The sequence below is a fragment of the Jeotgalibacillus campisalis genome (genome assembly GCF_000829515.1).
GTDB classification, from domain to species: domain Bacteria; phylum Bacillota; class Bacilli; order Bacillales; family Jeotgalibacillaceae; genus Jeotgalibacillus; species Jeotgalibacillus campisalis.
This window is the reverse complement of record NZ_JXRR01000015.1, coordinates 126699-138777: the sequence shown is the minus strand read 5'-3', so window position 1 is coordinate 138777 and position 12079 is coordinate 126699. Positions and strand designations below refer to the sequence as shown.

At 42.5% G+C, this 12079-nt stretch carries 10 protein-coding genes and 1 riboswitch; of the genes, 5 read left to right on the top strand and 5 right to left on the bottom strand.

Annotated elements, in window-relative coordinates:
- Window positions 1-66 precede the first annotated feature (66 nt).
- Window positions 67-612, bottom strand: coding sequence for a GNAT family N-acetyltransferase (locus KR50_RS11555; RefSeq protein WP_041058571.1), 546 nt, complete (start codon window positions 610-612; stop codon window positions 67-69).
- 162 nt (window positions 613-774) lie between these two features.
- Complete coding sequence (locus tag KR50_RS11550; protein WP_041058569.1) at window positions 775-2568, bottom strand: M3 family oligoendopeptidase; 1794 nt, start codon at window positions 2566-2568, stop codon at window positions 775-777.
- Between the two features lie 279 nt (window positions 2569-2847).
- Here KR50_RS11550 and recQ point away from each other — a divergent pair, with 279 nt between their 5' ends.
- The 4 genes from recQ to KR50_RS11530 all read left to right on the top strand — a co-directional run bounded on the left by recQ (window position 2848) and on the right by KR50_RS11530 (window position 7964).
- Complete coding sequence (gene recQ / locus KR50_RS11545) at window positions 2848-4998, top strand: DNA helicase RecQ (protein WP_041058567.1); 2151 nt, start codon at window positions 2848-2850, stop codon at window positions 4996-4998.
- 75 nt (window positions 4999-5073) lie between these two features.
- A complete protein-coding gene (locus KR50_RS11540; protein WP_052477035.1) occupies window positions 5074-5835 on the top strand; it encodes a tryptophan-rich sensory protein in 762 nt (253 codons plus the stop codon).
- 444 nt (window positions 5836-6279) lie between these two features.
- Window positions 6280-6624, top strand: coding sequence for a hypothetical protein (locus KR50_RS11535; protein WP_041058566.1), 345 nt, complete (start codon window positions 6280-6282; stop codon window positions 6622-6624).
- 158 nt (window positions 6625-6782) lie between these two features.
- A complete protein-coding gene (locus KR50_RS11530) occupies window positions 6783-7964 on the top strand; it encodes a GTP-binding protein (RefSeq protein ID WP_041058564.1) in 1182 nt (393 codons plus the stop codon).
- Between the two features lie 56 nt (window positions 7965-8020).
- Here KR50_RS11530 and KR50_RS11525 read toward each other — a convergent pair whose 3' ends face one another.
- The 3 genes from KR50_RS11525 to thiT all read right to left on the bottom strand — a co-directional run bounded on the left by KR50_RS11525 (window position 8021) and on the right by thiT (window position 10214).
- Window positions 8021-8332, bottom strand: coding sequence for a DUF5658 family protein (locus KR50_RS11525; RefSeq protein ID WP_041058562.1), 312 nt, complete (start codon window positions 8330-8332; stop codon window positions 8021-8023).
- A gap of 358 nt (window positions 8333-8690) precedes the next feature.
- Window positions 8691-9431 carry a type I methionyl aminopeptidase gene (gene map / locus KR50_RS11520; RefSeq protein ID WP_041058560.1) on the bottom strand — a complete coding sequence of 247 codons (741 nt, stop codon included), beginning with the start codon at window positions 9429-9431 and terminating at the stop codon, window positions 8691-8693.
- A gap of 216 nt (window positions 9432-9647) precedes the next feature.
- Window positions 9648-10214, bottom strand: a complete 567-nt coding sequence (thiT, locus tag KR50_RS11515) for an energy-coupled thiamine transporter ThiT (RefSeq protein WP_041058558.1) — start codon at window positions 10212-10214, stop codon at window positions 9648-9650.
- 160 nt (window positions 10215-10374) lie between these two features.
- A riboswitch (TPP riboswitch) is annotated at window positions 10375-10477 on the bottom strand.
- Between the two features lie 144 nt (window positions 10478-10621).
- Here thiT and KR50_RS11510 point away from each other — a divergent pair.
- On the top strand, window positions 10622-11644 hold the full coding sequence (locus tag KR50_RS11510; RefSeq protein ID WP_041058788.1) for an FUSC family protein: 1023 nt from the start codon (window positions 10622-10624) through the stop codon (window positions 11642-11644).
- The last annotated feature ends 435 nt before the right edge of the window (window positions 11645-12079 follow it).

Genomic DNA, 12079 nt, shown 5'->3' with positions numbered 1-12079 from the left:
GCTCATCCATCGCCGCATCATGCCCAATGTTTGGACAAAATATTTTTCCCAGGGGGCCTTGCCCTTTCAAAAATCATCTTCAATCATGCTGTATAAGAAGTGATCCTCCCATACACCATTAATAAAAAGATTTTGCCGCAGCCTTCCTTCCTGCTGCATCCCCACCTTTTCAAGCACCTTTATAGAAGCCAAGTTCCTCGGCGAAACAAGTGCTTCCATCCGGTGCAGTCCAAAATCACGAAAAGCAAATCGCAAAGCTGCGGTTACAGCTTCTGTCCCAAAACCCTGCATGGTCTTGGAATAATCCAGTGAATAGCCTATGTAAGCAGAAGAAAAGGGCAGCCTGCGAATCGAATAAATGGATATGCTGCCTATTAATTCGTTCGAATCCGATAGAAAGATCCCCCAGCTGTATTCTTTTCCAAGCTTTAATTGCGCCTGCGCTTCCGCCAGTTTTTCGAGCTGAACTTCACGTGTGTAAAATGATTCAGGGTGCCTTGGTTCATGAACCGTCCAAAAATCCCGGTTGCGCCGCAGCAACTGAACAAATAGATCAACATCCTCTACCCCTAAAGGGCGAAAATACAGCCGCTCACTTTTCAACAAGATCATCTGCACACTCTCCAATACGTTCAAACTTTTTCACTAGTACAAGTGTAAACCCAAACATCAAAAAAATCGAATGGATTTTGAACTGGGTTTAAACTCCTTTTATAGGCTAAGCATTAAAAAACCGTTCGCAGAGTGTCTTCACCTGCGAACGGGATGGTTCAGTTATTTAGATCGTTTAATGAATTCCTTTGCATCTCGTACGCAAAGAGCAATGCCTTTTTCCCAGAATGCTTCTTTTGTGATATCTTCGTTTAAGTGTTTCATTGCAAGGTCTTCGGTACTCATGACGGCCGTGTCCCTCAATAGTGCCATATATTTTTCTTCATAATCTGTTCCTTCTTCGAGCGCTCTTGCATAAATGCTTAAAGAGAATAGATAGCCAAAGGTATAAGGGAAGTTATAAAAAGGCACACCTGTAATATGAAAATGCATTTTTGACGCCCAAAAATGCGGATTAGTATCTTCAACTGCTCCTGCATAGGCTTCCTGCTGGGCCTCTGCCATCAATTCGTTCAGACGGCTGGTCGGAACCGGACCTGTTTTTCTTTCTTCATAGAAACGTGTTTCAAATAAGAAACGCGAGTGAATGTTCATAAAGAACGCGATGCTTCTTGAAACCTTATCCTCAAGCAGCGACAGCTTTTCTTCATCGCTTGAGGCTTCTTTGACAGCAGCATCCGATACAATCATTTCGGCGAAGGTGGAGGCGGTTTCTGCAACGTTCATCGCATACAGGCGATTTAACTGATCCATTGGACGGAGTGCGTATGTATGAAAAGCGTGGCCAAGCTCGTGGGCAAGTGTAGCCACATTCGACATCGACCCGCTGTAGGTCATAAAAATACGAGACTGTTCCTTAAGAGGAAAGCTTGTGCAAAAGCCTCCAGGACGTTTATCAGAACGGTCTTCTGCCTCAATCCATCCCTCCTCAAATGCCTTTTGCGCAAACTCCGTCATCTGCGGACCAAATTTTTCAAAGTGCTTTAAAATAAAACGGGCTCCATCATCGTATGACAGTTCTTTTGAATCTGAAGAGATTGGTGCGCCAAGATGAGCCCAGGTCATTTTTTCCAAACCTAAAAGCTCTGCTTTACGCTGCAGAAAATCAACAAACGGCTGTTTATTTTTCGTTATTGCTCCCCACATCGCATCCAGTGTTTCCTGTTTCATGCGGTTCAGATCAAGCGGTTCTTTTAACACATTGTCCCAGCCGCGTTTTTGATACGTCGTTAAACGGAAACCGCCAAGATGATTCAGTGTTTCTGAAAACAGGCTTTCATTTTCCTTCCACGCTGATTCAAGCTTTTGGTGAACTTCTTCACGTACCGCTGCATCCTTGTGAGAAGTTAAATTGTTTGCCTGGCCCACAGAAAGGGTTTTTTCTTCTCCATCTACTTGCACTCTAATACTCATCGAGGAGATAATAGCATTGTACATTTGCCCCCATGCATGGTATCCATCTACCCCCAGAGACTGAATAAGTGCTTCTTCTTTTTCAGAAAGCCGATCTTTTGATTTTTCTCTCCACTCGTTTAACACAAATGTTAACGGCTTCAAGTCCTCATCCTCGATCAGTCCGCTCCATGCTTTTTCATCTGCAGCAGATAATTTTTGCTGAAAGGCTGTGAATGCGGAACCAAAAGCTGCACCCATTCCTGTGATTTTTCCTCTTAGAACATTCGCTCCCGCATCTTTTGTGTCCTGCGCTTCAAGGCAGCTGGCAAAAGCCCCTGCCTGACGGATGCCCATCATTGTCTCTTTTGCTTCTTTAATTAATGCTTTTACTTGCTTGTGGTCCAAATTCTGTTGAGAACCAGTGAAATTATGTACGTTTTTTGCAAAAGCTTCTGTCTTTTGCTTGTATTCTTCAAGATGTCTTTTTAAAGCAGGTGACTCGCTGCCTCCCTCAAAAAAAACCTCAAGATCCCATCGCTGGGGATAAGTTGAACGACTCATGTAACGATTCCTCCCTATTTATAATTAGCTTTTGATAAGACTGTGAAACCCGTCCGCTTACAACACATACAAACAACTAGTTTAGCAGTGCCAGTAATTTTAAAATTTTCTGATTACTCACATTTTCTACTATAGCATAATCTTTCGAATCACGAAACAGTCTTAACCCTCAAAATCATGTAGACATTTCCACTCTTAAAACTCCCTTTCTTCTTTATCCACAACGGCCATTTCATATGATAAACTAATAGAATTGAAGTTGAACGAAAGGATGATTAGATGATCCTGCAAGCAGAAAAAGCATTGCAAACTTATTTTGGCTACTCTACTTTCCGACCAGGTCAGGATCGAGTAATCGAATCGATTTTAAATGGGGACCACTCCCTCGGAATTATGCCGACTGGAGGCGGGAAATCTCTGTGCTATCAGATTCCTGGTATTATTTCTGATGGGACTGCACTTATTATTTCTCCGCTTATTTCACTCATGCGCGATCAGGTGGATGCGCTGACTGCCAATGGCATTTCAGCTACTTATATAAATAGTTCCCTTACTTCAGGAGAAGTGTCCAAGCGGTTGCAGGACATACGACAAGGCCGCTATAAGTTCGTCTACGTCGCGCCGGAGCGCTTTGACAGCGGTGCTTTTTTTCAAACCATTTCTTCTATTAAGCTATCTTTAATTGCTTTTGACGAAGCGCATTGTATTTCTCAATGGGGACATGATTTCAGACCGAGCTACCGATCGATTGTCAGCACGCTGACTTTGCTGCCTAATCTGCCTGTACTTGCTGCACTGACTGCTACAGCAACCGATACGGTCATTCAGGATATCGCGCGGCTGTTATCCATTGAACCGGACAATATCGTTAATACCGGCTTTGCCCGGGACAATTTATCCTTTCATGTATTAAAAGGAGAAGACAAACAAAAATTTATTTCACGTTATATAAAAGAGCATGAACTTGATACTGGCATCATTTATGTCGCTACAAGAAAAGAGGCCGATCAGCTGACTAAAACGCTTTCCACTAAAGGGCATTCCGTTACCTGCTATCACGCAGGACTGCCTGAAAATGTCCGGGATGAAGCCCAGCGGCAGTTTATTTATGATGAGAAAAAAATCATCATCGCGACAAATGCCTTTGGGATGGGCATTGATAAATCCAATGTGAGGTATGTGATTCATTATCAAATGCCAATGAACATGGAGTCGTATTATCAGGAAGCAGGACGTGCAGGACGTGACGGGGAGCCGAGTGATTGCTTTTTACTCTATAGTCCTCAGGATGTCATGCTGCAAAAATTTCTGATTGAACAGTCTGTTGCAAATGAAGAGAAAAAAGCAGGTGAATACGGCAAGCTTCAGCAAATGGTGAATTACTGCCACAGTAACAGCTGCCTCCCCCGCTTTATTCTTGATTATTTCGAGGATCCGCAAATGACAGGAGACTGCGGGCATTGCAGCAATTGCAGGGACGAAAGAGAAAAAATCGACCGCACCCGGGACGTTCAAATTGTTTTGTCTACTGTCAAGCGGATGGGTGAACGATTCGGGACTGGAATGACAGCTAAAGTTTTAAAAGGATCAAAAAGCAAAAAAATACTGGATTTCGGGTTAAACAAGCTTTCAACCTATGGCATGATGAAATCTCAAACAGAAAAACAGATTAGTGATTTTATCCAATACCTGATATCTGATGGCTATTTAGGATTAGAGAGCGGCCAGTTTCCCACTATCCGTCTCGGAAGCCGCGCGGTCAGCGTGTTGAAAGGGGAAGAAGAAGTCTGGGTGAAATCAGCGTACCAGGTGCAGCATCAGGATACTTCCTACGACGATCGTTTGTTCGAGGAGCTCCGGACACTTCGGTCACAGCTGGCAAAGGATCAGTCCATCCCTCCTTATTTGGTTTTTTCAGATGCTACCTTACGGGAAATGTCGACTCATTATCCGAAAAATGAAGAAGAACTGCTTGCTGTTAAAGGAGTCGGCGAACGAAAGCTGAAGGAATTTGGACAGGCTTTCGTTGAATTAATTCAGGCATACGTCGAAAAAAATGGAACATCTGCACAAAAAACAACAGCTCCTGATCTTAAAACCGTGAAAGCACCCAGTCTTCAGCCTGAAGATGAAGAACAGCCAAGCTATTTGTTTTCCTATCAGCTGTTTCAAGACGGCCGCTCCATTGAAGATATAGCCCATGCACGAGCCATGACGGTGCAAACGATTGAGAAGCATCTAGCCGCATCTTATAAAGCAGGATATTCTCTTCCTTTTGAAAAATGGTTTTCTCCTGAGCTGGAGGAATCTATTTTAACGATTCATCATACGCTTGAAGAGCCAAAGCTAAAACCGATCAAAGAAGAGCTGGGGGATAATGTGAGTTATTTTCAAATCAAAATGGTGCTAGTAAAAAACAACTTACTGTAGCAAATTGCTTTTAGAATGGATGATTTGTCTAAAACGGGGAATACAGAAAAGATAACGCAGCAGGAGGTCTTTTCCATGATACGTTTTTTCATTAATTTTATTGCGCTGGCAGCGGTTATTGCCGTCAATGCGCTAGCCAACATTCTTCCCATTAACGGGCAGACAACCGGAGAAATATCCGACCAGCTTACTGTTCTTTTCACGCCTGCGGGATACGTGTTTTCGATTTGGAGCTTAATTTATGTCCTGCTTTTTATCTGGGTGGTCAGAGGCGCGTTTCCATCTCAGAGAAACCGGGAGATCTACACTCGCACCTCCGCTCTTTTTGTCGCGAGCAGCGTGTTTAATATCGCCTGGATTCTTGTTTGGCATTATGAATTTTTTATAGCATCCGTTTTTGTCATGCTTGGCTTGTTGGGCTCTCTTATTCTGCTCTATCTTGTCATTCAGCGAAATGAACCATCATTTTTTGACCGTCTCCCCTTCTCCGTTTATTTAGGATGGGTAAGCGTAGCGACCATTACCAATATTACTTATACACTTACCTACTATGAATGGAGTGGTTTTGGACTGTCTCCTGTCCTTTGGACCGTTATCGGACTAGTTGTCGGGACGGTATTAGCTCTGTGGTTCCGCTACACGCAAAGAGACTGGGTCTATCCTCTTGTTTTCATTTGGGCCTATATCGGAATTGCCGTTAAAAATCAGGACACAGAACCGACAGTAGTGTTCGCCGCATTTGCATTAGCTGTTGTTATCGCAGTCGGCACTTTATTTCTCAGGAAAAAAGAAAGAACACTATCCGGCTTTAGCACACGCAAACTCACGTTTAAGTAATAGCTGAGAATCTTTCTTTACTTTTAACACGAATGGACTTACATTTATTCAGCAAAAATGCTTTGATGAACGATACATGTTCATCAGAGCATTTTTCATGCGTTGAACCATCATTTTCTGTTCTCTCTGATACACTCGAAAGCCTAAGATGGAAAACAGCTGAGACAGAAGGATGTTGAAATCAAGTCTATTTTAATCACGGAGCAGAAGGTGGCGCCTCCAGCAGGATATGACGCTTGCTTGAGGCCCCGCAAGGCATAGCCTGAGAAGGGCTCAGGCTTCGGTCCCTGCGAAAGCGTCCACCTGAAGCGAAGTGAACCGGTTTAAGAGCCCTGAGACAAATGTGTCTCAGGGCTCAGTCCATTTTTTGTTTTCCCTTACCTGAATTTCTGATAGGATAAGTAAGGAGTAACTTCCTGTATTAATGGGAGAAGGAGCGTACAATTGGACGGACAATTTGTTTTTACAATGTTTTTAATTACACTATCGGTAGGACCGATCCTCATGATCCTTTCTATTCTCTATGGCAGAAAGAAACAGATGAAATGGCTCTGGATCACTAATTCCCTCTTCCTGCTCTTTTCGATAGGAGTTATCCTGTATTATCTTTTTAATCTGGATAACATAAATGCAGAAAACGTGCCGGGCGACCCTCGTGTCCTCGTGCTGCTTCTCATGTCTTCCTATATTTCCATTCCGACCGCTCTATCTTTCTTTTCTTTTGCGGCAGCTATTTTTATACAACAAAGAAAAAAAGCAAATGAACAAACCGGACCTCAAAAAAGCTGAGTTATTTCAGCTTTTTTTAGTATCAAACGGATCGTTTTATTCCTGCACGAAACATCAACATCCTTTTCTATCTGTAGTATCTTTTAAGAAGTAGACAAGTCTATTTAAATCCTTTAGTATATAAAACGTAATGATTACGTTTTATAGGAGGGCATACCATGACAATTCCAGTGACGGTCTTGAGCGGATATTTAGGTGCCGGCAAGACCACCTTATTAAATCATATCTTATCAAACAAGGAAAATTTGCGGGCAGCGGTGATCGTCAACGATATGAGTGAAATTAATATAGACGCAGCACTCGTTAAAAACGGCCATTTCAGCCGGACTGAGGAAACGCTGGTGGAGCTGCAGAATGGGTGTATCTGTTGTACGCTTCGTGATGATTTAATGAAGGAGGTCCAGCACCTCGCTGAGAAAGGAGAGTTTGATTATATCCTTATTGAATCTACCGGAATCTCTGAACCTATTCCCGTTGCTCAGACCTTTACTTATCTGGATGAAGAACTTGGGATTGACCTTTCTTCTATCACAAAGCTTGATACAATGGTAACCGTAGTCGACGCCTTCAGTTTCTGGAAAGACTATGAAAGCGGAGAAACACTTCTCGATCGAAAGCAGACAAATGACGAACTGGATCAGCGTGACCTGTCCGATCTTTTAGTGGATCAGATTGAATTTGCCGATGTGATTGTATTAAACAAAACAGATTTGATTTCCGTTGAAGAAAGACTGAAAATTAAAGCCTTTTTAACCAAAATGAACATGGACGCTCATATAATCGAATCGGTCTATGGAAAAATTCCGTTAAATGAAATCCTGCATACAAACCGCTTTAATTTCGAACGTGCGAGCCAGGCAGCTGGCTGGATAAAGGAACTAAATGAAGAACATATACCTGAAACAGAGGAATATGGGATTTCTTCCTTCGTTTACCGCAGAAAGCGGCCTTTTCACCCTAAACGGTTTCATGATTGGCTTATCAACCTTCCAGATGAAATTGTTCGGTCAAAAGGCTTTTTCTGGCTTGCCAGCAGAAATCAGACAGCCGGGTTATTTTCTCAAGCCGGCTCCTCTATTCAACTTCAAGGAGCAGGAGATTGGATCGCGGCTTTGACAGCAGAAGAACAAATGCAGATCAAGAAAGAAGAACCGGAAATTTTAGAAAAATGGGATGCGGTTTGGGGCGACCGGATGACAGAGCTCGTGTGGATTGGAATTGACATGGATAAGGAACGAGTTTCATCTTCACTCGATCAATGCTTATTGTCTGATGAAGAAATGAAAAGTGATTGGAGCAAATTTGAAGATCCACTGCCTTCTTTTCTGGCAGCTGAGTAATGGAACTTTCTTTTTAATGAGATAGTAAAAGCATAAAGCCAACTCATGGCTGCAATTTAAAAAATGATAGCAGGCAATTTCACAGCAATCCAGCTTAAATGCAGGACAAGGACCCCTGTATACAGCAATGCTGCAGATATAACGCTTACCTTGAACCATGTCTTATTGAAAACACGGTCATAGTAAATAAACACGATCAAGGACAAGGAAAGAACGATCTTTAATGATAAAAATAAAAATGGATGCATGTCATAAACCATCCGCATAAACGGATTCGCTTCCTCTATAATAGAATAACTCAGACCAATATGAGTCATCAGCCCATCCAGCAAATTCAATAGGGATAAGTAATAAATTATAAATTTCATACGGATCCGCCCTTTATCAAGTAGTGGATAAACATGTTTTATTATGTATGCCCTCCATTCAATTTTTTAAAAGTGCTAATAGACCCAGGTTACATCTTTTTATGGGTGAAATACAAAAAAGGGTTGGGACTAATATGTCACAACCTTTTCTAACCGGTTCACTGCGCTTCAGGCGGACGCTTTCCGCAGGGACGGGAGCTTGAGCCTTTCCAGGGCTCTGCCCTGCAAAGGCTCAAGCAACCGTCATATCCTGCAGGAGTCGCCACCTTCCGCTCCGCTCACCTCATATTTACAACTGAAAAATACACGATATTATCATCTTTCTTAGTTCTGTCTCAGCCTATTTTATACTAATAATTTATTTTGTTAAGATAATCGGTTCGCCCTTAGTGATAACGATTGTATGCTCAATTTGTGCCACTAAACTGCCATCCGGTGTTTTGTAGGTCCAGCCATCAGACTGTTCTTCCACAAAGTCGGCTTTAGTTGAAATAAACGGTTCAAAAGCGATGACGCTTCCTTCTTGAAGCAATTCATTATCCCAAGGATCAAAGTAATTTAGAATGTGATCCGGTGCCTCGTGGAGAGATTTCCCTACACCATGGCCTGTAAGATTAGTAATGACCTTATAGCCATTTGCACGAGCAATGCGGGAAACGGTTTTTCCAATCTGGCTTTTTTTCGAACCGGCTTTTGCTTTTTTTATAGCTTCATAAAAAGCTTGCTCTGCTGTTTCACATAGCTTTGTCAGCTCCGCATTCTCCCCTACTACAAAGGAAATGCCTGTGTCAGCAAAATAACCGTCAAGTGAACCTGATACATCAATATTTACCAGGTCGCCTTCTTGAATGACACGGCTGCTTGGAATACCATGTGCTACTTCGTCGTTTACACTTATACACGTATAGCCAGGGAAATTGTATTCTCCTTTTGGACCTGATATCGCTCCGTAATCGGCAAATTTTTTCTTACCTATTGAATCAAGCTCATTTGTTGTGATTCCTGCTTTCGTCGCTGCTCTCATTTCGTCGCGAATCTCAGCTACGATCGCACCAATTTTCTTTAGAGCCTGAAGCTCTTCATCTGTTTTTACAATCATGTTCTCTCTCCTCACACCGATTAAACTGACACTAACAAGTTAGCGTTTTGCTGATCTTTTTAGGGTATCATTTTTCTTTGCAAAAAGTAAGTCTCAAGCCCATGTCCCAAATTTCCCAAACGTTTAATTATTTTCCTTACGAACAAAAGGACTGGTGGAAGTTCAGTACATACTGATTTTCCCCACAGCCCTTACACCCTTGCTTATTTAATTTTTTTATACTCTTTGCTGTGTAGCCACTCTCGGCACGGTTGTAAGGAGTGTGCCGAGAACAATGGAAGTCAGAATAAACGCAGGGCCAAGATAAGAGCCGTTATACGTTAATGAAAACTGCCATGCTGGAACAGATGGATCACCGGAGCTAAAGAAAATGATGCCTGCTAAAAAGTGACAGATAAATCGAAGCATCACGCCGATGAACGTTCCCACGACGATCCACGTTACGGCTTTTTTCATCAGGCCGTCACTAAGTGCGCGCTGAATCGGACCTGCTAAAAGGCCTGCCATACCCACGACTGTAAATGCAATCGGGTAGTCAAGAGCTCCTTGAACAGGTGTTACTATAAACACGCCGCCAAGGACAATTTGCAGAATACCTACTAAAAAGCCTGTCAACAAGCCGCCTTTTAACCCCCATCGAAACGCCATTAATATAATGGGTACCATAGCAAAGCTGATTGACCCTCCCTGCGGCCAAATGGAAAAACTGAAACGGTCCAGGATTAATCCGATTCCGGAAAAAATCGCGACCTCGAGTAAAAATAATAATTTCATGCGTTCCATGCTGATTCCTCCTTTTGCGAATCGATGCACCTCGCTCCAAGGGGACTTTACCAGATGCTTTTGCTTTTTTATCCCGGCCTGCTAAATGGTGATTTGAGTTAAAAAAGCATACAAAAAAGCAATGTCCTGAGGATAGAAATCCAGACATTGCTTCATCCGCGCCTGTTTCCATCCACATTCCTGCGTAAGCATTAACTTACAGGTTCAAAGGGTCTGAACAGAGGTGTTCACTCTCAGCCATTTCGGCTCCCCTTGTGGAAGTTGCATCTTACTCTATTGTAACCCTTATCAAACTATTTGTCATCTTATAGATTCTCACATCAGCTTGAAAATTATGTGCTATACTGTAGGATGACTAAAAATTGGATTTTTTATTAGCAAGCACTCATATAAGGGATGTTGAAGAAATGAAATGGTTAAAAAATAGATTTGTAGGCGGAAGGATTGTCAAAACGGGTGTAGCGGTTTTTATTACAGCGTTGATCTGTCAGCTCCTTAATCTTCCTGTTATGTTTGCCGTTATTACCGCTATTGTTACAATAGAACCGACCGCAGCCGACTCAATCCGCAAAGGACTGATTCGTTTTCCTGCATCGTCCATTGGCGGCGCCATTGCCATGCTGACTACATTTTTAATTGGAGATATCGCCATCACTTATGCGATCGCTGCAGTAGTTACCATCTGGCTGTGCCATAAGCTTCATTTGGAGGCTGGGATGCTGGTTGCGACACTAACCGCGGTTGCTATGATACCTGGTGCAGAAGATCATTTTCTGCTTACGTTTGTTACAAGACTTGGGACAACGTTAATCGGTCTTTTCACTTCTACACTAGTAAACTTTGTTTTACTGCCGCCAAAATATGAAAAACAGATAACTCAGCAGTCTGTTGAATCTCAACATGAATTTACAACTATTTTTGAACAACGGATTGAAGAACTGTTACTAGGCAAGGTCCGATCTCGTAAACTCGAAGGAACAGCAGAGCGGCTTAGGCATAAACTCGACCGGATCGAAACGCTGTGCAAATTTCAGCTTGAAGAGTGGCATTATCATAAATATAAGCGTGAAGAAATGCGAAAGGTACACTATCATCAAAAGAAAATCTATATGTTAAAACAGCTTACCTATCACCTGACCAATTTAATTTCTCCTCCTGCTCAGGAAGTGCCGAGCTGGTCTGAAAAAGAAAAAGAAGACATAAGACAATTAACCGCACAGCTGATTGAACGTGTTCACAGCACACAGCATTTAGAACCCATCAGCCGCAGTTCCTTGCAGCCGATGCGGGATGCCTTGAAGAATGAAACGCATGAAGATGAACTGCCCATTAAAAGCTATATTTACTTTGAGCTGTTAACCATTCATGCACTGCTTCGAAAACGAAAAGATTTTGTCCGGGTGCCCAGTACTAAACCGGCAGACCTTTAAAGGACTCAACCACGCTATAATGTAATGTTTAAATTAAAAATGAAGAGGATGGGGCCAATAGGTCCCACCCTCTTCATTTTTGTCTATTAGCAAAGTACTTTTTTATAAAAATAAGGTGAGACTGGGAAGATGCAGCAGCATCAGACAGTCTCACCTCCCGTCCCGCTAAAAAGCATCCGCCTGAAACGGAAATGAACCGGTCCCTCTTTTTAAAAACAACTGAAAGAGCGTTATTGTTCTAACTATTTATTAGAAAGCTATAGATAAAGCTATTCTATTTTGATGATATAGTAAAAAAGAATAGGTTCATTGCAGTGGAAGGCGTCGACTCCAGCGGGATGCAGCGGGAAGGGTGAGACTGTGAAGATGCGGGAGCATCAAACAGGCTCACCTCCCGCCCCGCTAAAAAGCATACGCCTGAAACGGAAATGAACC